Source organism: Tundrisphaera macrotermitis, assembly GCF_051175315.1.
Taxonomy (GTDB): domain Bacteria; phylum Planctomycetota; class Planctomycetia; order Isosphaerales; family Isosphaeraceae; genus Tundrisphaera.
Genome location: NZ_CP195100.1, coordinates 4,608,497 through 4,633,547 on the forward strand (window position 1 = coordinate 4,608,497; position 25,051 = coordinate 4,633,547).

Annotated in this window: 17 protein-coding genes; 7 read left to right on the forward strand and 10 right to left on the reverse strand. The window is 70.0% G+C overall.

Translation table 11 applies throughout. From position 1 onward, the window contains the following. Positions 1 to 38: 38 nt before the first annotated feature. The 4 genes from TA3x_RS18620 to TA3x_RS18635 form a co-directional block, all read right to left on the reverse strand. On the reverse strand, positions 39 to 413 hold the full coding sequence (locus tag TA3x_RS18620; protein ID WP_435016162.1) for a hypothetical protein: 375 nt from the start codon (positions 411 to 413) through the stop codon (positions 39 to 41). Between the two features lie 39 nt (positions 414 to 452). Then, positions 453 to 881: a DUF2007 domain-containing protein gene (locus TA3x_RS18625; protein WP_435016163.1), complete on the reverse strand. Its 429-nt coding sequence runs from the start codon at positions 879 to 881 to the stop codon at positions 453 to 455. Positions 882 to 923: 42 nt separating this feature from the next. Then, positions 924 to 1,832: a hydrogen peroxide-dependent heme synthase gene (gene hemQ / locus TA3x_RS18630; protein WP_435016164.1), complete on the reverse strand. Its 909-nt coding sequence runs from the start codon at positions 1,830 to 1,832 to the stop codon at positions 924 to 926. 118 nt (positions 1,833 to 1,950) lie between these two features. Continuing rightward, positions 1,951 to 4,089 (reverse strand): serine hydrolase, encoded by a 2,139-nt coding sequence (locus TA3x_RS18635; protein ID WP_435016165.1) that lies wholly within the window; start codon positions 4,087 to 4,089, stop codon positions 1,951 to 1,953. A gap of 345 nt (positions 4,090 to 4,434) precedes the next feature. Here TA3x_RS18635 and TA3x_RS18640 point away from each other — a divergent pair, with 345 nt between their 5' ends. After that, on the forward strand, positions 4,435 to 5,556 hold the full coding sequence (locus TA3x_RS18640; protein ID WP_435016166.1) for a PKD domain-containing protein: 1,122 nt from the start codon (positions 4,435 to 4,437) through the stop codon (positions 5,554 to 5,556). Here TA3x_RS18640 and TA3x_RS18645 read toward each other — a convergent pair. After that, the gene (locus tag TA3x_RS18645) at positions 5,548 to 6,837 is read right to left on the reverse strand and encodes a sensor histidine kinase (protein WP_435016167.1); all 1,290 of its coding nucleotides are present in this window, start codon (positions 6,835 to 6,837) and stop codon (positions 5,548 to 5,550) included. The genes TA3x_RS18640 and TA3x_RS18645 overlap by 9 nt on opposite strands. A 344-nt stretch (positions 6,838 to 7,181) precedes the next feature. On the opposite strand from TA3x_RS18645, the gene TA3x_RS18650 reads away from it, so the two are divergent. Both TA3x_RS18650 and TA3x_RS18655 read left to right on the forward strand, forming a co-directional pair. Continuing rightward, positions 7,182 to 8,189: an alpha/beta hydrolase gene (locus TA3x_RS18650; protein WP_435016168.1), complete on the forward strand. Its 1,008-nt coding sequence runs from the start codon at positions 7,182 to 7,184 to the stop codon at positions 8,187 to 8,189. A gap of 83 nt (positions 8,190 to 8,272) precedes the next feature. Next, positions 8,273 to 9,439, forward strand: a complete 1,167-nt coding sequence (locus TA3x_RS18655; protein WP_435016169.1) for an esterase — start codon at positions 8,273 to 8,275, stop codon at positions 9,437 to 9,439. A gap of 156 nt (positions 9,440 to 9,595) precedes the next feature. On the opposite strand, the gene TA3x_RS18660 is transcribed toward TA3x_RS18655, so the two are convergent. Together TA3x_RS18660 and TA3x_RS18665 are read right to left on the reverse strand one after the other, a co-directional pair. Then, complete coding sequence (locus TA3x_RS18660; RefSeq protein ID WP_435016170.1) at positions 9,596 to 10,069, reverse strand: hypothetical protein; 474 nt, start codon at positions 10,067 to 10,069, stop codon at positions 9,596 to 9,598. After that, positions 10,069 to 11,175, reverse strand: a complete 1,107-nt coding sequence (locus TA3x_RS18665; RefSeq protein ID WP_435016171.1) for a DUF1559 domain-containing protein — start codon at positions 11,173 to 11,175, stop codon at positions 10,069 to 10,071. Before TA3x_RS18665 ends, TA3x_RS18660 begins: the two co-directional genes overlap by 1 nt. Before the next feature lie 549 nt (positions 11,176 to 11,724). Between TA3x_RS18665 and leuS the strand changes: the two genes are divergently transcribed. Beyond that, on the forward strand, positions 11,725 to 14,514 hold the full coding sequence (gene leuS, locus TA3x_RS18670; protein WP_435016172.1) for a leucine--tRNA ligase: 2,790 nt from the start codon (positions 11,725 to 11,727) through the stop codon (positions 14,512 to 14,514). On the opposite strand, the gene TA3x_RS18675 is transcribed toward leuS, so the two are convergent. Beyond that, positions 14,498 to 15,499 (reverse strand): response regulator, encoded by a 1,002-nt coding sequence (locus TA3x_RS18675; RefSeq protein ID WP_435016173.1) that lies wholly within the window; start codon positions 15,497 to 15,499, stop codon positions 14,498 to 14,500. The genes leuS and TA3x_RS18675 overlap by 17 nt on opposite strands. Positions 15,500 to 15,570: 71 nt before the next feature. Beyond that, positions 15,571 to 19,455: a response regulator gene (locus TA3x_RS18680; RefSeq protein WP_435016174.1), complete on the reverse strand. Its 3,885-nt coding sequence runs from the start codon at positions 19,453 to 19,455 to the stop codon at positions 15,571 to 15,573. Between the two features lie 329 nt (positions 19,456 to 19,784). Here TA3x_RS18680 and TA3x_RS18685 point away from each other — a divergent pair, with 329 nt between their 5' ends. Beyond that, a complete protein-coding gene (locus tag TA3x_RS18685; protein ID WP_435016175.1) occupies positions 19,785 to 20,714 on the forward strand; it encodes a ThuA domain-containing protein in 930 nt (309 codons plus the stop codon). Positions 20,715 to 21,024: 310 nt separating this feature from the next. On the opposite strand, the gene TA3x_RS18690 is transcribed toward TA3x_RS18685, so the two are convergent. After that, the gene (locus TA3x_RS18690) at positions 21,025 to 24,192 is read right to left on the reverse strand and encodes an amidohydrolase family protein (protein ID WP_435016176.1); all 3,168 of its coding nucleotides are present in this window, start codon (positions 24,190 to 24,192) and stop codon (positions 21,025 to 21,027) included. A gap of 168 nt (positions 24,193 to 24,360) precedes the next feature. On the opposite strand from TA3x_RS18690, the gene TA3x_RS18695 reads away from it, so the two are divergent. Beyond that, the gene (locus tag TA3x_RS18695; protein ID WP_435016177.1) at positions 24,361 to 24,594 is read left to right on the forward strand and encodes a hypothetical protein; all 234 of its coding nucleotides are present in this window, start codon (positions 24,361 to 24,363) and stop codon (positions 24,592 to 24,594) included. Continuing rightward, positions 24,594 to 25,043: a type II toxin-antitoxin system VapC family toxin gene (locus tag TA3x_RS18700; RefSeq protein ID WP_435016178.1), complete on the forward strand. Its 450-nt coding sequence runs from the start codon at positions 24,594 to 24,596 to the stop codon at positions 25,041 to 25,043. The genes TA3x_RS18695 and TA3x_RS18700 overlap by 1 nt, the downstream gene beginning before the upstream one ends. The last annotated feature ends 8 nt before the right edge of the window (positions 25,044 to 25,051 follow it).

The following is a 25,051-nucleotide window of genomic DNA, read 5'->3' on the forward strand; positions in this document are numbered from 1 at the left end:
GCCTAAGACAAAAGGCCGGCATCCGCTCCGTCGCGGGGTCAGGAACCGGCCCGGGCCTGCCTGAATCGATCATACCAATCCAGCCACGTGCGGAACCCGGCCATCTCCGAATCGGACGCCAAAAGCGCGAGGTGGAAAGATCGGACCACCAATCGCTCGGGATTGAAATGATCGGCGACCCATTCCTCAAACTCATCGGCGGGAAAGCCGCCGAGTCGCTTCTCCATCGGCAAGTCGTGGAGGACCTCGGCCATCTGGATGCCGTAGAGGAAATGAGAGAGGGCCGATACGGACGCAGAGCCGAGCCACATGCCCGGGCACTTCCGGATCTGTTCGATCAGGCTCGGCCAGTCGGTGATCCGGAGGAAGGGCGAATCGGGCGGGAGGAGGGATCGGTCGAGGCCACTGTTCACGCCATCGCCTCCCACGCGTCCCGCCCGGCCCCGGGTCGCTCAGCCATCGACGGCCTTGTTCTGCTCGTAGTTCGCCAGCCAGGCGCGGGCGGCGAGCAGGTCGTCCTCGCGGACCCAGACGCGGGGAGTGGCGCTCATGCCGCCGAGGGCGCCGTGCATGTCGTGGGTGTCGGACACCGCCGGGATGCCGGCCTCGGAAAGCTGATCGGCCAGGAACTTGGCCTCCATCAGGTCGAACGCCGAGTAGCACTCGACCAGCTCGCCCTGGGCGGGGCCGGGCAGTTCATCGGCGAGGGCCGGGGCGGCGTCGACGTTGAGTTCCGGGGTCACGGGCGGATCCTCGATCGGCCCGGCCTGATCGGCCGGCACGAAGTTCGGGTCGGGGATGCCGTCGGGCGACGTCCCGCAATTCCAGCAGACCTCGAACGCGGGGTCGATCTTCGAGGCGCACTTCGGGCAGGTCCACATCGCGGCGGTTCCTCGGGCGGAGAGGGGGAAATGCGGGTCGGATCACAGCCGGACGGCGTCGAGCAGCTCGACCGGGGGCAGGATGAAACCGAAGTAGAAGGGGCCGAACAGGGCATACTTCGCCGAACTCTCGTCGAACCGCATCGAGTAGACGATGTCCTTGAGGTAGGACGGGTTGCGCCCCCAGAGGGTGACGCCCCACTCCCAGTCGTCGAGCCCCGTCGACGCCGTGATCACCTGCATCACCTTTCCCGCGAACTTCATGCCGCTCTTGCCGTGCTGGGCCATCATCTCGGTCCGGTGCTCGAACGGCTGGAGATACCAGTTCTGGTCCCCCTGGCGCATCTTGCTCATCGGGTAGAAGCAGAGGCAGGGCCAATCGGGAAACTCGGGATAGAGCCTCTGCTTGTTCATCGGCCCGAGGCGGTCGGCATACGCCTTGACCTTGGTGGCGTAGGTCGGGCTCTCCGGGTCCACCCCCTCGCGATCGCGGAGGATCTTGCCGTAGGCCTCGGCGTCCGGGACGTACTCGGAGATCTCGGTGATCGAGTAGAACGAGTAGGTCGGCACCAGCGCCGGGCCGAGCTTCGACGCCTGGAGCGCCACCTCGACGTTGTGGACGGCGCGGAGGTCGGGGCCGGCCATCATCACGCCGAAATCGGCCTTGTGGCCGGGGATGGCGAAGGCGTGGATCTGGTCCGGGGCCCCCTCGCGATCCTTGCCCAGGATCTCGACGATCTGCCGGCGGCCCTCCTCCTGCTCCATCTCGGGGATCGCCGCCAGGGCGGCGCGGTCGATCCGGTAGAACAGGTGGAGGAAGTGCCAGCCCGCCTCGGGGACCAGCGTGGCCGGGACCGCCGACATCGCCGGCCGGTGGCCGTGCTGGGCCGGCGGCCCGGGCCGGGCGGTCGGGGGCGTGGCCGTGGTCGGGGATTCGGGGGCCTGGGACATCGTCGGACGCTCCGGGGGAAGTCGCTTCGGGATCGGGTTCGTCCCCGGATTGTAAGCCACCCCACCGGCGCGGGACAAGGCGGGCGAAGGGCCCGCCCGTCCCCGGCCACCCCGGCGCTCAGCCCAACGCGCGCCGGCCGAAGCGGAAGACGTGATCGCCCCCGGCGCGGCCGTCGCCGTCGCCGTCCAGCAGGTTCAACGCCCGGTCGACCAGCGCGGCGGAGCCGGCCACGAGTTGGTACGACTGCCCGGCCGCCAGCGGCTTCTTCGCGACCAGCGTGACCCGGCCCCCGCCGGCATCCGCCGCCGCCGAGGCCAGCGCGACCCTCCGGTCATCCCGCGTCCCGAACCGGCGATCCTTGCCCGCGGCGCTCAGCCGGTAAGCCCCCAGGTTCGCGGCCCGCGCCGCATCGACCGGCTCGCTGAGCACCAGCACCAGCGCGTCCTGGACCTTGCGTCGCCTCCCGGTCCCGGTGCGGATCTTGACCCGTTCGACCCGGACGACGCGGGGAGGGGTCGTATCCGTCGGGATCACCACGGGCGGATCGACCGGCGGATCGACGGGCGGATCGACGGGCGGATCGACCGGGGGGGTGATGGCCGTGACGGTGACCTGGAACGTCGCGGAGGTCGACTGGCCCGACTCGTCCTCGACGCGGACCGTGATCGTCGCCGAGCCCACGGCCCCGGCGGTCGGGACGATCTGGAGGGTCCGGGTGCGGCCGACGCCCGTGATCGCGATCGCCCCGGCCGGCACCAGTTCAGGATTCGACGACGAGGCCGTGACGATCAGCGCATCGGATGGGGTCTCGGCGTCGGAGACCGTGATCGTCAGCGGGTCGATCGCCGTGCCCACCGTGACCGACCGATCGCCGGGCACGATGACCGCGGGGGGCGCGAAAGACGACTCGATCTCGACGAAGCTGACATCGGCGAAGCCGGGACGGGACACCGTCGTGGTCCCGCCCGAGAACCGGGGCTGGCCGGGCCCCCGGTAGATCAGCTGGTCGGCCCCGGCCCCGCCGTCGACCACGATGCGGGTGGCGGGATGGGCGGAGAGGTCGAACCGATCGGCCCCGGCCATCCCCATCGCATAGACCGTCCCCAGCGGCTGGGACACCTGCCGGATCACCCGGCCGTCGATCTGCAGCACGACCGCGTCGCTCGCGTCGGACTCGATCCGGAAGTCATCGGCGACGGAGGTCCCCCGGGCCATCGCCACCCGGCCGTCCTCGAGCTCGGCGCCGGGCGGTGTGACGGTCACCGTCGTGGTGGCGTACTCCCGCGCGATCTCGAACCCGGCGCGGCCCATCGCGGTCTCCGCCAGGTCGGCGTCGGGAGCCTCGTCCACGAACATCGCGTAGAAGACGACCCGGCCGTCGGAGAAGGTGATCCGGCCCGCCTCGGACCTCTGGAAGTGGTTGCCGATGGTGGGGTCGTCGGTGAACGTCCCCGGGCTGCCGGACCAGGTGTTCGAGCCCCCTTTGTTGGCCACGTCGAGCGCCGCCCCCCACGATACGCCCGGCCCGGTGAACACGGCGCCGGCGTACTCGCGGGTGAGGTAGCCCGAGCCGTTCAGTTCCATGATGTCCCAGAAGGCGTCCCGCGAGGAGGCCGTCAGCAGGCCATCGTTCTCGTGGACCAGCCGGAGCAGCGTGGTGAGCTGGATCGGGGTCGACTCGTTGTCGTGCCCGGCGCGATAGTCGCGCGTCGGTCCGGGCAGGCCGGTCGACGAGCCCAGCCCGTGCATGCTGGGAGACCCGGTGCCGGTGTTGTAGCGGTCGATCCGCGTCGAATTCAGCCCGAGGTTGCGAAACTCCGCGTTGATCGTCGCCACCCCGAGGTAGTCCATCAGGCGGTTGGTCGCCCAGTTGTTGCTGTTGTCGATCATCGTCTCGGCCAGCCGCCGCAGGGTGTACGACGTGTTGGCCGTCAAGGTCTCCCCCTGGTTGGTGCCGTACTGCGCCCCGACGTTGAGCGTCGTCGACAGCGAGACCGACGGGTCGCTGTCGACCCGCCGCATCAAGGCGTAGAGGACGCCGAGCTTGATGGTGCTCGACGTGCCGAAGACCGAGGTGCCCCGCAGGCTGCCCCCGCCGCCATCCTCGGCGTTCGTCACGCTGAATCCGGCCCGGCCGATCGTCGCGGACGACATGTGGTCCAGCATCCGCGTCGCCAGCGACGAGGTGGCCGTGGCCATGAGGGTGCGCAGCTCCAGCGGCTCCCAGGTCAGGGAGCGGATCATTCGTCGCTTCATGGTCGCCTGGTCCGTCTGGGGAGGTAGGGAACCGGGGTCACGCCATCGTGGCCGCCGCGACTATGAATCTATTCGTCGCCCCGCGCCCACGCAAGCAGCATCAAGATCGTTGATGAAAACGCACATCGATAATCGACGAGGGCGCCGCCACCCCGGGGCCGGTGGCTCGCGACCTTCCGGCCCAAGGGGCGGCCTCCGATTATGCCGGGGGGATCGGCTGGGGGGCGGGGCCGGGTGGGCGAAGCGGGATTGGCGTCAAATCGGGGGGCGATGCGGTCCGAAACCAAGGGGTGTCGATCGACGGCGATCGATGGGCCAGGTTCCAGGGAAGGAGGGTCAGTGCCGATGTCGCGATCCCGAACAGCCGCCGCCACGATGGCCCTCGGCCTCGGACTCTTGCTGAACGCGTCGGCCGCCCCCGGCCAGGCAACCCTGCCGCCCGACGCGGCGATCGGGCCGCCGGTGGCCGACGTCGGCCCGGTGCCGATCCCCGAATCCGGCCCGCTCCGGTCGGCCCCTCGGGTCGACGGGACGGTCTCGCCGGGGCTGCGGGTCAACCTCGACGGCACGGCCTCGTCCGGGGGCAAGCTCTGGTACAAGTGGCTCCAGACCCAGGGGCCGAAGGTCACGCTGATCAACCCGGGCAACGCGGTGGCCCGGTTCACCGTGCCGGCCGACGCCGCCCGGCTGGGGTTCGTCCTGGTGGTGGGCAACGACTCGGGGGTCGATGCCCGGCCGGTGACGGTCGAGGTCGAGAACCCCGGGCACGTCGAGGAGGACCTGACCCTCCGCGCCGACGCCGGGGACGACCAGGCGGGCAAGGTCGGCCGCCGGGTCACGCTCAACGGCGTCCGCAGCGAGCCGAGGGGGAAGCTCCGCTACCGCTGGATCCAGACCGGCGGCCCCAAAGTCACGCTGCCGGCCACCGACGGGCCGACCTGCTCGTTCGTCCCGCCGGCGGCCGGGCAGTACCGGTTCTCGCTGGTGGTGGCCACGCCCAGCGGCCACCTGAGCGAGCCCAGCACGGTATCCGTGGCCGTGGGGGGAACGGCGCGGGTCTCCGCCACCGACCCGGACGGCGGGCCGCCCATGGCCATCGACGAGCTGGCGCGGGTCGCCCTGTCGTCGATCGACGGCGGGACGATGTACGCCGACGACCTGTCGAAGATCTTCGACGCCGTGGCCGACCGCATGGAAACCTACCGGAGCTACACCGACGCCGCCAACGAGATGACCCGCCGGCTCGACGTGGTGGTCCCCCGCGACAAGGACCGCCGCGCCGTGTGGGTGGAGAACCTGTTCGCGCCGGTCATGGCCCGGGTCGTTGCCGGGATGAAGGACGAGGGGATCGACCTGACCCGGCCGGAGGCCCAGACCAAGCCGCTGAACAGCGACCAGAGGGCCCGCCTGGCCGAGCAGTTCCGGTTCACCGCGGCCGGGCTCCGGTCGACCCAGGCCCTACGCTGAGCCCGGCGGCTCCGGGCTCCGCAACGGCAGGGTGACGGTGAAGGTCGTCCCCCGCCCGGGTTCGGTGGCCAGCTCGATCCGGCCGCCGTGGTCGGCGACGATGTTGTAGGTGATCCACAGCCCCAGGCCGGTGCCGACCCCCTGGGGCTTGGTGGTGAAGAACGGGTCGAAGATCTTGCCCCGGATCGACCCCGGGATGCCCGGCCCGTCGTCGGCCACCGCGAAGATCACCTCGTCGCGCGCCGGAGAGGCCCCCACGCTCAGGCCGATGGTCGCCCCGGTGCCGACCGCCTGGAGGGCGTTCATCAGGAGGTTGAGCAGCACCTGGTTGATCTCGCCGGGGTTGCACCAGAGCATCGGCGCGTCGCCGGTCGCCAGGTCCAGCGCCACCCCCTTCTGGCGGGCGTGGAAACCGACCATCGCCACGGTGACCCGGGCCGCCTCGTTGGGGTCGATCTCCTTCCACTCCCCCTCGTCGAGCCGGGAGAAGTCGCGGAGGTTGGCCACGATCTCGCCGACCCGGTGCAGCCCCTGGCGGGTGCTGGCCAGGAGCCGGGCCAGGTTGGGCAGGGTGTAGTCGAGGTCGAGCTGCTCCTCCTCCTCGCGAAGCGCGGGGGGGAGGTCGTCGCCGAGGTGGGCGCGATACAGGGCCACCAGGCCGGCCACCTTGCGCACGTCGCGGTCGAGCACGGCGAGGTTGTTGGCGGCGTAGGCCAGGGGATTGTTGATCTCGTGGGTCACGCCCGCGACGAGCTGCCCCAGGCTGGCCATCTTTTCCGCCTGGATCAGGTGGGCCTGCGCCCTCTGGAGTTGCCGGAGCGCCGCCTCCAGCTCGTCCTTGCGGAGCCGCAGCTCCTCCTCGGCCCGCTTGCGGTCGCGGTCGAGCCGCTGGCGTTCCAGGGCGAACCGGACCGCCGAGGCGACCCGGGGCGTGTGCAGCTCCTCCTTGGTCACGTAGTCCGAGGCCCCCTTCTTCAGGAGGTCCACGGCCACGCTCTCGCTCCCCCCGCCGGTCACGACCACCACCGGGACCTGGGCGAAGGCGGGATCTCCGCCGCGGATCCGGGCCAGGACCTCGTCGCCGTTCATCTTCGGCAGGTTGTAGTCGAGCACGACGAGGTCGAACGGCTCGCCGGCCGCCAGCCGGGCCAGCCCGGCCTCGCCCGAGTCGGCGAACTGGAGCGAGAAGGCGTGCAAGGTCCTTTTGTAGGCCGCCCGATCGGCCGCGTTGTCCTCGATCACCAGGACGCGCGGCGTCCCGCCGGCACTCCCGTCGCCCATGTGCCGCCTCCGCTCGCGACGCCGTCGGGGGTCGCGGGCGGATCGCTCCGCCCTGGTCGTTGGCCCGGTCGTTCGGTGGATTGGGAACGGCCGCCAGCCTACCCCGTCCGCCCCGTCATGGGAACGTGAGATCCGATCCGTCGCGGAAAAGTTGCCCCTTCGCCACTCGACCGGGGCTACCTCGGGATCGGGTCCCGGGACGGCGGCGACCGGCGGGCCTGCCCCCATCCCGGCCGCGGGGGGCGCTTTCGTGGTCCGGCACCGGGTACCGAAGGGGCCGTTTCGTCGCTAGTCTCTCCATGATTCGGGGCCGCAACATCCTCCCTCCCCAGGAACCGGGCACCATGATCGCATCGCGTCTCCTGCTCTCGATGGCCGTGCTCGGATTGGCCTCGGCCTGCGGCCGCAGCGCCTCCGCCCAGGACCCGAAGCCGGACCCCGGGCCCCCCGGGGCGGCCAAGGGCCAGGCCCCGAAGGAGGGGGGGCGGGGCGGTCCTCGCGGGCCCCGTCCGGTGCCGAAGCCGGGGCCGACCCCGCTGCCGATCCTGCCGGCGCTCCCCACGCTCGACGACCCCTCGTTCTACGCCGAAGCGAACGTGCCCCACGGCAAGGTCGAACGGGCCACCTACAGGAACCACGAGGGCAAAGAGAAGCGGATGCACGTCTACCTGCCGCCGGGCTACGAGGCGGATGCGGACGCCCGATACCCCGTGCTCTACCTGAACCACGGCGGCGGCGAGGACGATGCGAAGTGGACGAGCACCGCCCGGCAGGGAGGCCACGCCCAGTTCATCCTCGACAACCTGATCGCGGCCGGGAAGGCGAAGCCGATGATCGTGGTGATGCCCAACACGGGGGGCATCGCCTCGCCCAACCCGCCGAAGCCCGGCGAGGACGACGCCTGCTCCCTCGAATTCCTCAAGGGCATCATCCCCCATGTCGAGTCGCACTACCGGGCGAAGCCGGGCCGGGAGAACCGGGCGTTGGCGGGCCTCTCGATGGGCGGGTTCGTCGTGATGAACACCGGCCTGGCGCACCTCGACACCTTCGGCGAGCTGTATGTGTACAGCTCGGGCTACTTCCCCGACCGGGTGGCCGCCTTCGAGGAGAATTTCGAGGCGGTCCTGGACGACCCCAGGACCAACGAGGAGTTGCTGAGGGTCCCGTTCTATATGGCCCAGGGCGAGACCGACATCGCGCTGAAGAATGGCCAGGCGGTGATGGCGGTCATCAACAAGCACGGCGTCCGCAACTTCTGGGTCCTGAGCACCGGCGGGCACGAGTGGGCCAACTGGCGGCGCTATCTCCACCAGACGGCGCAGGTCATGTTCCCCGAAGACCGGAAGCGGTGAGCCATCCCGCCCGCTTGTGGCGGGGCGTCCCGAGAGAAGGTAGCCTCTCCCCACCGACCCTGTTCCCATCACCGAGGTCCGACATGATGCATACGCCGAGGTTTTGCGCGTGGTTGCTGGTCGCCTGCACGGGTCTCCCGCTCGCCGCGGAGGCGCAGGGACCGAATGGGAATCGGCCTCCGGAATTCGCGTCGACGGAGGTCTCGCCCGAGCGCAAGGTCAAGTTCCGGATCCACGCGCCCCGGGCCGAGGCCGTGCGGCTGTCCGGCGGCGACCTGCCGGGCCTGGGCCCGGCGGCCGAGATGAAGAAGGGGGACAACGGCGTGTGGGAGACGACCGTCGGCCCCGTCCCGGCGGGCGCCTATCGCTACAAATTCCAGGTGGACGGGCTGTCCGTCGTCGACCCGCGCAACCCCGCCACCAGCGAGTCGAACGCCACCACCTGGAGCCTGGCCCTCGTCCCGGGCTCGGACCTCTTCGACCTGAAGGACGTGCCCCACGGGGCGGTCGCGGAGGTCACCTACCAATCCTCGACGCTGAAGAGGCCGCGTCGGATGCACGTCTACACGCCGCCGGGCTACGAGAAGGGCCAGGGCGAGTACCCGGTGTTCTACCTGCTGCACGGGGCGAGCGACAGCGACGACTCGTGGGCCTCGGTCGGCCGCGCCGGCGTGATCCTCGACAACCTGATCGCGGCGGGCAAGGCCCGGCCGATGCTGGTGGTCATGCCCGCCGGCCACACGGGCCCGTCCCGCCCCCCCGGCGGGGGCGGCGGGAATCCCATGGACGAGTTCGGCCGGGACTTCTCCGAAGACCTCCGCCCCTACATCGAGAAGAACTACCGCGTCAAGGCCGACCGGGCCAGCCGGGCGATCGCCGGCCTCTCGATGGGCGGGGCCCAGACGCTGAGCGTCGCGTTCGACAAGCTGGGCGACTACGGCTACATCGGCGTCTTCAGCTCCGGCATCTTCGGCATCGCCGGGGGCCGCAACGGCGGCGCGCCCAGCACCCAGTGGGAAGACGCCCATCGGGCGACGCTCGACGACGCCTCCCTCAAGGAGGGCCTGAAGCTCGTCTGGTTCGGCTGCGGCAAGGACGACTTCCTCGTCCAGACCTCGAAGGCGACCGTCGACATGCTCGGCAAGCACAAGTTCCAGGTCACCTCGAAGGAGACCGACGGGGGCCACACCTGGCTCAACTGGCGCGACTACCTGGCCGAGTTCGCGCCGATGCTGTTCCAGGAGAAGTGAGTCGGAGGAGGGGCGATGGGTGGCCGGCCGCCGGCCAGCCCATCCCGTCCGCACCGGCCCGCCGCGTCCATCCGGGCCGGCCGGATCGGCCGAGGAAACCCGAGGCAGCGGCCCACGCATCGCGGGCCGCTGCCCAGGAATCTCGGGGAAAGCGGATCAGGTGCCCGCGGTGGCCAGGCCCGGGGCCTTTTTCGCCGATTTGAATTCTTCGGCGGTCAACTTCTGGACCGTCTGACCATCCTGCATGAGGACATAGCCGCCCGAGGCCGGGGCCTGCTTCTCGCAGGCGAGGATCGTATCGGCGGCCCCCTCCTGGATCGGCGCGCCCCAGGCGATGAGGACCTCCCCCTCCTTCGAGCGGAGATAGCCGACCTGGAAGCCGACCTCGAAGGTCGCGAGATCGGCCACCTTCGCGGGAGGCTTGCCCTTGCTCGCTTTGTAGAGCGTCAGCATCTCGCCGACCTCGCGAAGGGTGCTTTTCCTGAGATCTTCCTGGGCGTCGGCGGGCGCCAACGAACCGTCACCCCGGCCGCAACCGCTCGCGAGGAGCAAAGGCAAGGCGAAAACCAGGGCGAAAAACGCTCGATCGCGGCGGGGCATGATGCTCTCCTTGGCAGTGATGATTTCCATCAATATGCGTCGGCACTGATGATCTCACCGCCGGCGCGGGTGCCCAGCGCCCGCCAGGTGAGGAGATTGATCGTGCTCTTGATGAACTTCACCGAGCCGTCGGCGAACGCGGTATTGACCCCGCCCGGGTGGTAGCTCCGGGAGGAGATGTGGGCGGCCACGATCGAGGCGTCGCCGCAGTCGACCTTCGGGTTGTTGGGGGGGACGGTGTGGCTGTAATTGTACGTTTCGGGGATCTGGCGGTAATACTGGTTGCCGCGATAGCCGATCCGGCTGGTGATGGTGACGCAATCGGCCGATGGCGTCTGGAGGGTGAAGCCGGCATTCGGCGCGAGCTGCACCGGGTCGATCTGATTGGCCTGATCGATGGCCGGCAGGGCCGAATTGTTGAAGCGTGACATCTTCACCTCCGAGAACATCGCGGTGTTGGAGGTCCCGTCGGTGATCTCGGAGAGCTTCGTGCCGATGACGGCCTGGTACTGCGGATTGGGCTGGCTGTTGGTGGGGGGATCGAGATATTGCTGCTGCGACGAATCATAGCGCACGTGGAACAGGCCGAAGTTCGCCGGATTGGTCTCCTGGAGCGATGTCCCGCCCCCGGGGATGTATTGCGAGGCCGTGTTCCCGGTGCTCGCGAAATAGCTGTTGTGAGCGCAGGGCAGCCCGCTGCCGGACGCGTCCAGCACGATTCCCGTGTTCGGATCCGACGGGCAGAGGTAGGTGGAGACCTGCATGATGCGAGCCGTCAGATTGAACTTGCCGCAGCAGGCCGAGCCGCCATTGGAGTCGACCTGGAAATTCCAGATATTGTAGAGATTCCCCTGCTCCAGGTTCTGCAACATGAAGGCGAGGACGTTCACCCGACTGCCCCCCCCGCTGGCGCCGGGGTAGGGGGACCAGCTCGGCGGCAGGGTCTGGTTCGTCGATTCGAAGTTGAGGGCCGCCAGCCCCATCTGCTTGAGGTTGTTGGTGCATTGGGAACGGCGGGCGGCCTCGCGTGCCGCCTGCACGGCGGGCAGCAGCAGGGCGATCAGCACGGCGATGATCGCGATGACCACCAGCAGCTCGATCAAGGTGAAGGCGCGTCGGGAACAGTGTCGGGTCATTGAATGGATCTCACATCACCCAGCGATGATTGCTGGGAAGGCCAAAAGGGATCGTGGGAGAGGATCGCCCGGCGGATCATCCAGGCTCGATGAATCAATGGCAATGAGAGAACTAATTATCGCACATTGTTCCAGAACGAGGAAATCCGGATTCGCCCCATTTCCACCAGACTCTCCGTTGAATCACGTCATCCGGGCTCCGCCGTGGCATCCAACTTGACCCTGACTCCAATCATCCCCTCACGCCGCGAAGCAGCCTCCCACGTCCCGAAAGGACGAACGAGAAGACCGATCGGATCGCGGGGCCTCGGACATTCCATCCGGAGGAGCCTCCGGGCATGTGCCGATCCCGGTGGAGTCGGTCATCCCCGGCGGCTTCGATTGCGGTCGCGCGGCTGGCGGGGTCGGCGGGGAATCGGTATCCTGGGCGGGGCGTCCTCCGCCCCGGATCGGCGGGCCCGCGAACCGTCGGCGGGCCGTTTTTGTCGATGGGCCGGGGAGGTGCCGTCCCCGATACCGATCACGCCCCGAGCCGAGCCCGACCCCACCATGCCCGCCTATCATCCCCAGCGCATCGAGCCGAAGTGGCAAGCCTTCTGGGAGCAGAACAAGACGTTCCGCGCCGGGGAGCCGAAGGCGGGTCAGCCCAAGTATTACGTCCTGGACATGTTCCCGTATCCCAGCGGGGACGGGCTCCACGTCGGCCACCCGGAAGGGTACACCGCCACCGACATCCTCTGCCGATACAAGCGGATGCTCGGCTACAACGTCCTCCACCCGATGGGCTGGGATGCGTTCGGCCTGCCCGCCGAGCAGTACGCGATCAAGCACGGGGTCCAGCCCCGGGTGACCACGCGGAAGAACATCGACAACTTCCGCCGCCAGATCAAGTCGCTGGGCTTCTCCTACGACTGGGACCGCGAGGTCGACACCACCGACCCGGGCTACTATCGCTGGACCCAGTGGATCTTCCTCCAGCTGTTCGACACCTGGTACGACCCCGACCACGAGTGGACCGACCCCCAGGGCCGGCAACGGGTCGGGAAAGGGAGGCCGATCGCCGAGCTGCCGATCCCCGAGGGGACGGTCGATCCCGCCGCGTATCGCGATGCCCGCCGCCTCGCCTATCGCGCCGAGGTGCCGGTGAACTGGTGCCCGGGGCTGGGGACCGTGCTGGCCAACGAGGAGGTGGTCGACGGCAAGAGCGAGGTCGGCGGCTTCCCGGTCGTGCGGATGCCGCTCAAGCAGTGGATGCTGCGGATCACCGCCTATGCCGACCGGCTGGTCGAGGACCTGGACCTGGTCGACTGGCCCAAGCCGATCCGGGACATGCAGCGCAACTGGATCGGCCGGAGCGAGGGGGCCGAGGTCGACTTCATCATCGCCGCCGACCCGGACGCCTGGACCGCCGCGCGGTCGAAAACCGGTTTCCCGGAGAAACCGGGCGACGACGCGATCCGCGTCTTCACCACCCGGCCCGACACCCTGTTCGGGGCGACCTACATGGTCCTGGCCCCCGAGCATCCGCTCGTCGATCGCCTGACCACCCCCGAGCAGAAAGGCTTCGTGGACGCCTATCGCCAGGGCGTGGCGTCCAAGAGCGACCTGGACCGCACCGACCTGGCCAAGGTCAAGACCGGCGTGGCCACCGGCGGATTCGCCATCAACCCGGTCGACGGCCGCAAGGTGCCGGTCTGGATCGCCGACTACGTCCTGATGGGCTACGGCACCGGGGCCATCATGGCGGTGCCGGGGCACGACGAGCGCGACTTCGAGTTCGCCCGCGCCTTCGCCCTGCCGATCGTCCGGGTGGTCGCCCCCACGGTCGAGGAGGCCGACGCCCCGCTGGATGAAGCCGACACGGCGCAGGGCGTCGCGGTCCATTCCGGCAACGACTCGATCTCGCTGGACGGCCTGCCCACGGCCGAGGCCAAGGCCGCCATGATCGCCTGGCTGGAGCAGACGGGCCGGGGCCGCAAGACGGTGACGACCCGGCTCCGCGACTGGCTGTTCAGCCGCCAGCGCTACTGGGGCGAGCCGTTCCCGATCCTGATCGACGGGGAAGACCGCGTCTCCGCCGTGCCCGAGGCCGAGTTGCCGGTGCTCCTGCCCGAGCTGGACGACTTCAAGCCGTCGGGCCGCCCCGAGCCGCCCCTGGGCAAGGCCACCGATTGGGTTCGTTATTCCGAGAAGTACCGCCGGGAAACCAACACGATGCCCCAGTGGGCTGGGTCGTGCTGGTACTACCTCCGCTACCTCGACCCGAAGAACGACCAGGCCCCCTGGGGCTCCGACCTGGAGCATTACTGGATGCCGGTGGACCTGTACGTCGGCGGGGCCGAACACGCGGTGCTGCACCTGCTGTATAGCCGGTTCTGGCACAAGGTGATGTTCGACCACGGCCGCGTCTCCACGCCCGAGCCGTTCCACAGGCTGGTCAACCAGGGGATGATCCTGGGGGAGACCGAGTACACCGGCTACCAGGACGAGCGGGGGGGCTGGATCCCGCCCGCCGAGGCCACGCGCGACGAGGAGGGCAAGGCCCGCCCGGTCAAGCTGGCCGAGGACCAGGTCGTCAAGAAGGGGGATGGGTTCGTCCTGGCGGCGGACCCGACCGTGAAGATCGACGCCCGCGCCCACAAGATGAGCAAGAGCCGGGGCAACGTCATCAGCCCCGACGAGGTGGTCCGGGACTACGGAGCCGACAGCCTCCGGCTCTATGAGATGTTCATGGGCCCGCTGGAGGCGGTCAAGCCCTGGAACATGCGCGGGGTGGAGGGGGTGCATCGGTTCCTAGGCCGGGCCTGGCGGATGATCGTGGCCTTCGAGGAGGACGAGATCGCCCTGGACCCGAGGGTCCAGGACGCCGAGCCCACGCCCGAGCAGGCCAAGGTGATCGCCCGGACCGTGGCCGCCGTGACCGACGACCTGGAGGCGATGCGGTTCAACACCGCGATCAGCCGCCTGATGGAGTTCGTCAACGTCTTCACCGGCCAGGAAGTCCGCCCCCGGGCGGCGATGGAGACCTTCGCCCTGCTGCTGGCGCCGATGGCCCCGCACCTGGCCGAGGAGCTGTGGCAGATCCTCGGCCACGCCGACACCCTGGCCTATGCCCCCTGGCCGACGTTCGACCCCGCCCTCCTGAAGGACGACGAGATCGAGGTGCCGGTGCAGGTCAACGGCAAGCGGAAGGCGGTCATCCTGGTGGCCGCCGACGCCGTGCCCGAGGAGATCGAGGCGACGGCCCGGTCCAGCGAGAAGATCATCCCGCTGCTCCAGGGCAAGGCGATCCGCAAGGTGATCGTGGTGCCGGGCAAGCTGGTCAACTTCGTCCTGTAACCGCCTCGAGCTCGCGGGCCGGGGCGGGGCGATCGGCCCCGCGCCCGCCCCGCTTGACCAGGGTGATCTGGTTGCCGGCCTCGTTGAAGACGACGTCGTCCATGAAGGTGCGGATCAGGAGCAGCCCCCGGCCCCCGACCCGCATCAGGTCCTCGGGGTCGATCGGCCGGTCGATCCGCGAGGTGTCGAAGCCGGGCCCCTCGTCGGTGATCGTGTACCGGGCCTCGTCGGGCCGGAACCGGGCGTGGATGTGGATGCGGCGGTCGCGGAACGGGGCCTGCCCCCGCCGGTCGTCGGCCAGCCCGTAGAACTCGCGCTCGTCGGCCTGCCTCAGGTCGGAGCTGACTTCGAGATTGCCGTGGTACAGGGCGTTGCTCAGGGCCTCCTGGAGGGCGACGCCGACGCGCATCCGGGCCGTCTCGTCGCAGACCTCCATGCCGCTCAGGTCCTCCTGGAGCAGCTCGATCAGCGACGAGATCAGGTCGGGGTCGTTCTCCAGGAGGAAGTTCGACTCGCGACGGTCCAGCGCCCCCAGGATCCGGCGGCGGCGGCGGTCGACGGCCGAGACCTTCAGGACCTGGCGCAGGGTCTCGCCCAGTTCCTTGGCCAGCGCCTTCTTGGGGACGTAGTTGGCCGCCCCGGCGCGGAGGGCCTGGATGGCGACCTCCTCGCTGCCGTAGGCGGTCATCAGGATGACCGGCAGGCGGGGGTGATTGGCCCGGATCTCCTGGACCAGGGCGAAGCCGTCCATCTCGGGCATCTGGAGGTCGGTCAGGACGGCGATGGGGCTCTCGCGGCCGATCATCTCCAGGGCCTCGCGGCCGTCCGATGCGTAGATCGCCCGGAGGCCCGGCGATTTCTCGACGATCGCGCCGGCCAGGCGGCGGTCGATCGGCGAGTCGTCGACCACCAGGACGGCGCCAATCGCCGGTCCCTCCGGGTCGCCCGCCCTTCGCCTCGGCATGCTCTCGGTCTGGCTAGACATCTGGGGTCTGCTTTCCTCTGGGGGCATTCTTGGGGAGTGTCGAGGGGGAGGGAGCCCGCCCCGCCATCCCGTCAAACCCGGTGAGCCGCGAGTCGTTCCAGGTGGGGCCGGGCCCGATCCAGGGCGGATCGGAGCCGGCCCAGGGCCGGCGGGATCCCGTCCCACTGGCCGGCCAGGCCCAGGGTTTCCAGCTCCTGGGCCACCTCGGTCACCCGGTGGACGGCGAAGTTGCTGGCGGCCCCGCGGAGGGTGTGGGCCAGGCGTCGGAGCGTCGGGCCGTCGGCCCGCGCCGCCGCATCATCCAGGGAGGCCATGAGGTTCGGGCAATCGTCCAGGAACAGGCCGACCACCTCGCCCAGCAGGTCCTCGTCGCCGCCGGCGCATTCCAGCGCCGCGGCGTGGTCGAATTCGGGGGGCCCGGGCAGGTCGGCCGGCGGGGCGTCGCGATCCAGGCCCAGCCCATCGATGACGGCGCGGAGCTTCGGGCCCCGGATCGGCTTGGTCAGGTAGTCGTCGAAGCCGCCGGCCAGGCATCGCTCGCGGTCCCCCTTCATGGCGTGCGCGGTGAGTGCCACGATCGGGATCCGGCCGCCCTCGGCCTCCTCCCGGGCGCGGATCGCGGCGACGGCCTCGAAGCCGTCCATCTCGGGCATCTGGACGTCCATCAGGATCATGTCGAAGGGCCCCTGGTCGCGGAGGGCCGCCAGGGCGGACCGCCCGTCGCCGACGACGACGGCCCGGTGGCCCGCCCCCTGGAGCATGCAGACGGCGACCTTCTGGTTGACGAGGTTGTCCTCGGCCACCAGGATCCGGAGCGGCCGGCCCCGGGGCGCCGGGGCAGCGTCGGCCGCCGGCGCGGCGGGGGATGCCGCGGGCCCGCCGGGCTCCAGCCGGGTGAGCAGGTTCATGATCGTGTTGAAGAGTTCCGACTGCCGGACCGGCTTGGTCAGGCAGCCGGCGACGCCCAGGGCGCGGCAGCGCGGCGAGTTGTCGTCCGCGGCGCTGGAGGTGAGCATCAGGAGCAGGGGCCGCGCCGATCGGGGCAGTTCCCGGACCCGCGCGGCCAGCTCGAAGCCGTCCATCTCGGGCATCATGCCGTCGATCAGGGCCATGGCGAACGGCTCGCCGGCCCGCTCCGCCCGGCGGATAGCGGCCAGGGCCTCCGCCGCGGAGGCGACGGCCACGGGCCGGGCCTGCCAGTTGCTCAGGATCTCCACCAGGATTCGCCGGTTGGTCTGGTTATCGTCGACGATCAGGATCGGCAGGCCGATGATGATGCCCGCCTGGGGCGGGGGCGGGGCGGGGCGGGCCGCCTCGTCCACGCCGAACTGCCCGGTGAAGGCGAAGGTGCTGCCCCAGCCCGGCTGCCCCTCCACCCAGATCCGCCCGCCCATCATCTCGACCAGCTTGGAGGAGATGGCCAGGCCCAGGCCGGTCCCCCCGTACTTGCGAGTGGTCGACCCGTCGGCCTGCTCGAACGGCGCGAAGATGGACTGCCGCTTCTCGTGGGGGATGCCGATGCCCGTGTCGACGACGGTGAACCGGAGGATCGCTCCGCCGGGGCCGGCCTCCTCGCCGGGCTCGACCTCGACGGACACCAGGACCTCGCCGCGCTCGGTGAACTTGATGGCGTTGCCGACCAGGTTGACGATGATCTGGCGGAGCCGCCCGGGATCCCCGATCACCGCGTCGGGCACGGACGACGGGATCCGGCAGGCGAGTTCCAGCCCCTTGGCGTGGGCCCGCTGGGCCAGGATCCTCATGGTGTCGTCCAGGACCTCGCGGAGGTCGAAGGAGACCGGGTCGAGGTCGAGCTTGCCGGCCTCGATCTTGCTGAAGTCGAGGATGTCGTTGATCAGCGTCAGCAGGGCGTCGGCCGACGACCTGACCAGGCCCAGGTACTCGCGCTGGCGGGGCGACAGCTCGGTGTCCAGCGCCAGCTCGGTCATGCCGATCACGCCGTTCATCGGGGTGCGGATCTCGTGGCTCATGTTGGCCAGGAATTCGCTCTTGGCCCGGTTGGCCGCCTCGGCGATCTCCCGGGCGCCCTTCATGTCGGTGACGTCCAGGCAGCTGCCGACGAAGCCGAGCAGCGTGCCGTCGGCGAGCCGGCGGGGCACGCCCTGGGTCAGGATCCACCGCCACTCGCCGTCGCGGCGCAGGAGCCGGAACTCGGCCTTGTAGGTCAGGTGGTCCGCCCGGGCCCGGGCCAGGATCGCCCGGAGGGGCTCCAGGTCGTCGGGGTGGATCAGCTCGGCCCAGCCCTGGTGGAGGGCCTGGGCCATGTCTCCGCCGGTGAAGTCGAACCAGACCTTGTTGAACCAGGTCGCGTTCAGGTCGGCGTCGGCCAGCCAGATCATCATCGGGACGTTGTCGGCCAGGGTGCGGAACCGCTCCTCGCTCTCGCGGACCTCGGCCTCCCCCTTCTTCCGGTCGATGAACTGGCCGACCTGATGGCCCAGCGAGCTCAGCACCCGGAGCAGGACGGGGTCGGCCGGCAGGACGTCGCGGGCGAACATGACGATCACCCCGGCGACGCCGCCCTTGCCGGCCACCGGGAAGCCGAACCCGTGGACCAGCCCGGCGCGGCGGGCGGCCTCCTGGCGGACGAAGGCCTCGTCCTGGCCGAGGTCGGCGACCCACGCCGGCTCCACCGATTCCCAGATCCGCCCCGGCAGGCCGACCCCCGGCGCGAAGGTGACGCCGTCGGGCCCATCGGCATACATCGATTCCGCACGCCGCGACGCGGACCAGTGCCCGGCCAGCCGCAGGAGGCCCGCGGCGGCATCCACCTTCCAGTACTCGACCGCGTCGATGCCCAGGCTCCGCCCGATCCCCTCCAGCAGGGGCGGGATGGCGTCTTCCAGGGCCGACGACGCGGCCAGGATCCGGGTGGCGGCGTGCTGCACCGCCAGGCGCTCCTCGGAGCGACGGCGGTCCGTCACGTCGTTCAAGATCATCAGGTAATGCACCAGCACGCCCTCAGCGTCGAAGATCGGCTGGACCTCCACGTCGGCCCAGAACTTGCGCATCCCCCGGGCATAGTGGAGCAGCTCGGCGCGGAACGGCCGGCCGGCCTGGACCGCGGCCTCCAGCCTCCTCAGGGCCTCCCAGTCGGAATCCGGTCCGTGGAGCAGGTCGAAGGGGGTCCGGCCGAGGATCTCCGAGGCCTCGTAGCCGCTGATCCGCGAGAAGCCATCGTTGACCCATTCGACGCGGCCCTCCCGGTCGCAGATCAGGACGGCGTTGCTGGTGCGGCTGGCGACCAGCGACAGCTTGGTCGCCTCCGCCTCGCTCTTGCGCAACGCCGCCTCGGCCCGGCCCCGGCGGGCGATCTCGCGGCCGATCAGGCGGAAGACCAGGATCAGGATCAGCAGGGACGCCGCCGAGCCCAGCACCACCACGAAGAACAGCTTCCGCGTGCTGGCCTCGGCCCGGGGCACCCGGATCGTCAGGAGGCGGTTCTCCTCGGCGGCCATCCGCTCCAGCACCCCCTGGATCGAGGCCGTCAGCCCCAGGCCCTGGCCGTCCAGGATCGAGGACCGGGCCGCCTCGAACCCTCCCTCGGACCGGAGCGCGTTGACGGCGGCGAGCCGCTTCAGACGGCGGTCGACCAGGGGCTCCAGCTCGTCCAGGCACGCCCTTTGGATGGGGTTGTCGCCGGTCTCGGCCCGCAGCCAGGCCAGCACCCGATCGAATCGCGGCAGGGTCGCGCGATACTGGGCCAGGAACCGCTCATCCCCGGCGATGACATACCCCCGATTGCCGCTCTCCGCGTTGGCGACCAGCGAGGCCAGCAGGTCCAGCCGGCGGAGGACCTGGTGGGTATGCTCGACCCACCGATCGTCGTTCGCGCACTCCTCGACGATCCGGTAGGTCATCGCCCCCACGACGATCGTGATCGCCGCCACCATCACGAACAGGAGGCCAACTTTGTGCTCGAGTGAAAATCTCACGTGGCCGTGTCTCGGGGTGGAGAAGGATGGGACCGCGTCGTCTCGCTGTTCCTCCGGCCATGCCGGGACCACCGACGGGAGACGTTCCTGGCCGAACCACCAATCGGGATCTCCACTGCAACCGTAGGACACGAGGATCGGGCCGGTGAACGAATGCGGCGATTTCTCCGCGGATCGAGCCCGCGACGCCGCCGGCCGGCCCGGCCCGATCGGGCGAGAAACCCATCGCCGGGCTCGAACGGCCCCACCGGCGTCGTTACGATGGCCTGCTCCGACCGGCCGACCGGCCGGGCGCCCCCGCCTTCGCTTCCCAGGGAGACACGCCAGCCATGACCCTCGACCGCCGCCGGATGATGCTCGCCGCGGGTGCGGCCCTGTTCGCCCCCGCCCCGCTCAACCGCCTGTTCGCCGCCCAGAAGGGGGGGCCGACCAGGAAGGTCCTCTTCTTCACCAAGAGCTCCGGCTTCCCGCACTCGGTGGTCAACACCGAGGACGGCAGCCCCGCCCACGCCGAGAAGATCCTGACCGAGCTGGGCAAGGAGCACGGCTTCGAGGTCGTCGCCTCCAAGGACGGCCGGATGTTCGACCCCGACAAGATCGGCCAGTGGGACGCCTTCGCCTTCGAGACCACCGGCGACCTCACCAAGGAGGGCACCGACAAGACCCCGCCCATCTCCGCCGACGGCGAGAAGGCGTTCTACGACGCGATCCTCTCCGGCAAGGGCTTCGTCGGCATCCATTGCGCCACGGACACCTTCGGCCACCACCGAAAGCGCGGCGCCGACGATCCCTACATACAGATGATCGGCGGCGAGTTCGCCGGCCACGGCTCGCAGCAGAAGAGCAAGATCCGCGTCGCCTCGCCGGACTTCCCCGGCGCCAAGGCGTTCGGGTCGGACACGTTCGAGATCATGGACGAGTGGTATACCCAGAAGAACTGGGCCGATGACCTCCACGTGATTCTGACCCAGGTCACCGAGGGGATGAAGAAGACCGGGAACGACTTCTACTATTCCCGGCCCGACTTCCCCGAGACCTGGGCCCGGATGCACGGCAAGGGCCGCGTCTTCTACACGTCGATGGGCCACCGCGAGGACGTTTGGGCCAACCCCATGTTCCAGGGGCTGCTCCTGGGCGCCCTGGGCTGGGCCACCGGCCGGGTGGATGCCGACGTCACCCCCAACCTGGACAAGGTCACCCCCGGCTACAAGGAACAGCCCTCCCTGCCCAAGCCCGACGCCAAGAAGAAGTCGGCTTGAGGGTAGGGCGGTTAACGATTAGCTTTCGGCGGGCGGCCGAAGCCGGCTCGCCCGTTCTGCGTTGGGGAGACCGGGGCGGGTTCACGCAGCGCGGCGGTGGGTGCCCATTCCCCATTTTCCCGGGTGATGACTCACCTCACCCTTAGCGGCGGCAGGGGGACCAGGAGATGAAACGCCTCATCGTGTGCCTGGTCCTACTGTCGGCCTTCGGTTGCGATCAGAATATGTGCCGGATGGAAGTCCGGCACATCGATCAGAAGACCGGGAAGTGGATCAAAGGTTCTCCACCCCCCACGCCGGAGGTTCCGCCTCACGGCCGAGACGCCTCGTAGAGCACCTCACCCTCCACGATCGTCATCCGCGCCTTGGCGTTGCGGATCTCCGCCGGGTCGATCCGGGCGAGGTCGCGGTCGAACACCGACACGTCGGCGCGATAGCCGACCTTGATCGTGCCGAGCCGATCCTCGGCAAACGCCGCCCGCGCGGCGCCCGAGGTGAAGGCGGCCAGGGCCTGGTCGATGGTCAGGCGTTGCTCGGGGTTCCAGCCCCCGGGCGGGTTGCCGCCGGGCTCGCGCCGGGTCACGGCGGCGTAGATCCCGTAGAGTGGGTCGACCAGTGCGACCGGGAAGTCGCTGCCGAAGGCCAGGGGCACGCCGGCATCGGCGAACCACTTCCAGGCATAGGCCCCCTTGGCCCGCTCGGGGCCGAGCCGGACCTCGGCCCAGCGGATCTCGTCGGAGCAGTGCGACGGCTGCATCGAGGCCGTCGTGCCGGTCGCCTTGAACCGGGCCACGTCGGCGAACCGGACGTCCTGCGCATGCTCGATCCTCGGCCGGGGGTCGCGGGCCTCGGGCACGGCGCGGCGGGCGGCCTCGTAGGCGTCCAGGACCATGGCGTTGCCCTTGTCGCCGATCGCGTGGGTGCAGACCTGCCAGCCGTGCCGCAGGGCTTCGGTGGCGATCTCCTCCAGAAGCTTCGGCTCGATCAGCGCCAGTCCCTTGTTGCGGGGGTCGTCGGCATACGGCTCGAACAGCAGGGCCCCGCGCGACCCCATCGCGCCGTCGGCGAACAGCTTGATCGCCCGGAGCCGGAACCGGGCGTTGGGTTCGTCCGGCGCGGGGGGCTGCCTGACGAACTCGACCTCGCGGCCGGTCGGCGGGTTGGCCATCCCGTAGACCCGGATCTTGAGCTTCCCGGCCCGGTCGAGCGCCCGGAACGCGGCCGCATCGGCCCGGGGCGAGACGCTGGCGTCGTGGATGCCGGTCAGCCCATTCTTGAGGACGATCTCCTGGCCGACCAGGATGCGGCGGGCCAGGTCGGCGTCGGTCCCGCGCGGGATCGCCGAGGCGACCAGCCCCATCGCCCCGTCGACGAAGATGCCGGTCGGCTCATTCTTGTCGTCACGGATGATCTGGCCGTCGGGCGGGGCCTGCGAGGCGGCGGTCACCTTGGCCCGGCGCATCGCCTCGGCGTTGGCCCATCCGCAGTGGCCGTCGACCCGGCGGAGCCAGACCGGGCGGCCGGGCGCGACGGCGTCCAGCACGGCCGCGGTCGGGAACGCCCCGCCCGGCCAGAGGCTCTGGTCCCAGTTGGCGCCGATGATCCAGCCGTCGCCGGGCGTGGCGTCGAGCCTCGCCTTGACCCGCCGGGCCACCTCGTCGGCGCTCTCGGCCCCGCGCAGGTCGATCTCCTCCTGGTTGGCCCCCAGCTCGATCAGGTGGGCATGGGCATCGACCAGGCCGGGCGTGGCGAAGCCGTCGGGCGACTCCACGACGCGGGTGCTCGGCCCCCGGAACGGCTCGACGTCGGCCATCGAGCCGACCGCGACGATCTCGCCGCCGCGTGCGGCCAGGGCCTCGGCCTCGGGTTGATCCGGGTTGCCGGTCCAGATCCGGCCGACCTTGAGGATCAGGTCGGCGGGCCCGTCCTTCTTGAGCCGGAGGGCGCGGCCGGGCAGGGCGGGGCGGGGCTCCCCGTCGGCGATTGCAGCGACGCCGTTGACGAACAGGAACTTGACGCCGGGGGCGTATCGGGTCGAGTCGTCGAAGGTGGCCGCGTCGCGGAACGTGTCGGGGTCGAAGGCCACGACGTCGGCATACGCGCCGGGCTTCAGGATCCCGCGATCGGGCAGGCCCAGGATCGTCGCCGGCAGGCCCGAGCACGAGCGGATCGCCTGCTCCAGGGTGATGACCTTGTCGTCCAGGGCGTAGCGGATCTTGCGCGGGAAGGTGCCGTAGGAACGCGGGTGCGGCTTATCCGTCCCGCCCGGGCGATGGGCCGAGCCGTCCGAGGCGGTGGCGACGAAGTCGTGGGCCATCACCGACCGGACGTCGGCCTCGCTCATGCCGAAGCTGATGGCCTGAGCCCCGCCGTTGCGCTCGATGTCGATCACCACGTCGATCGGGGTCGAGCCTTCCTCCTTCGCGATTTGATTCAGGTCCTTGCCGACCCGGGACGGCTTCTTCGCGTAGCGGGCGATCCGCACCGATCCGCCGCCGTCGCGGGCGTCCAGGTCGCGCTGGATCTCGCGGCGGAGCTTCGGCCCCTGCACGGGGTCGTCGGCGATCCGGGCGAACTCGGCGGCGTTCCCTTGCCGGGCCCAGGGGGGCACGACCATCGCCGCGAGTTGGGTGCTGGACGCAATATAAGGATATTGGTCGGCGCTGATGACCCGGCCGTCCTTCCTCGCCTCCATGATCCGGGCGCAGGCGGCGTCGGTCAGGCCCCAGTTCCTCTTGCCGCTCGCCTTGAGGTGCGAGACGTGGACCGGGATGCCGGCCTCGCGGTTGATGGTCAGGATCTCGTCGATCGACCGCAGCAGGCCGGATCCCTCGTCGCGGACGTGGCTGGCATAAAGGCCGCCCCGCTTCTGGACCACGCGGGACAGCTCGACCAATTCGGCGGTCTTGCTGTACCGGCCCGGCAGGTAGATCAGCCCGGTGGACATCCCCCAGGCGCCGTCGGCCATGCCGCGATCGACCAGGGCGCGCATCCGGTCGAGTTCCGCCGCGTCGGGCTCGCGATCGACGTTGCCCATCACCTTCCTGCGGGCCGCCCCGTGGGGGATCAGGTGGATGACGTTGGTCCCGGCCCCGGCCTCATCGATGGCCCGGAAATACTCCGCCACGTCCAGCGCCCCGCCGCCGCAGTTGCCGGTGACGACGGTCGTCACCCCCTGCGCCTGGAAGTTGCGGTTGGACCGGGTCTCCGGCCTCACGATCGGGCCGTCGGAGTGCGAGTGGAGGTCGATGAACCCGGGGGCGACCACCCATTTCGATGCGTCGACGATCCGGTCGCCGGGCCGGGGCTGATACGCCCCCACGGCGATGATCCGATCCCCGCGGATCGCCACGTCGCCCCGATATCGGTCCTTGCCGGTCCCGTCGACGATCCAGCCGCCCCGCAACACCACCACCCCGGGCGCGGCCTCCTCGGCCGCCGCCGCGCCCACCATCAGGCCGACCAGGACCCAAGCCATCCCCGCAATCCGCCGCGTCGAAGTCACGTCATCCTCTCCTCTGTCAGGTGGCCGTCTCCCTCCCCCCATCATGCCAGGGCGGCCCGCCCGCCGCATCGGCCAAGCTTGGGCACCCCGGGGGATTGGTGTACGATATGGGAGAGATCCAACCCTTCGGAGGACAGGACGATGATCCTCGAACTCGGCCCCGAACTGACCGCTGCCCTCATCGAACGCGGCAAGGCGCTGGGCATTTCCCCCGAACAACTGGCGTTGGCGGTCCTGGAACACCGCTTCCTGGCCCCGACGCCCGAACTCGAACCGCCGCGTGACGAGTGGGAACGCAAGCTGCGCGGCATCGCGACCAATTGCGGCGTTTCTCCGTCGGACTGGGCTTTGAGTCGCGAAGCGATGTACGACTGATGGCGTATCTGCTCGATACAAACGTCCTCGTCCGGATGGCGAATACGCTGGGGGAAGGCTATGCGGTCACCCACCGAGCGATCATCCGCCTGCATCGGCAAGGCGAATCGCTCCACGTCACGCCGCAGAACCTCATCGAATTCCGCAACGTGGCGACCCGCCCCGCTTCGGTCAACGGCCTGGATCTGCCGCCCATCGAAGCGGCGTTGATGGCGGATGGTTTCGAAGCCACATTTCCCCTGCTGCCCGATACCGAGGCCATCTACCCGGCGTGGAAGGCCCTGGTCGAGGGGATGGGGATCGTGGGCAAGCAGGTCCATGACGCCCGGCTGGTGGCGGTGTGCCATGCCCACGGGATCGACCACCTGCTGACATTCAACGCGCGTCATTTCGCCCGCATGGCCCGGTTCGGGCCGGGGCTGAATGTCGTCGAGCCGGCCGGGGTGTAGGGCGGGCC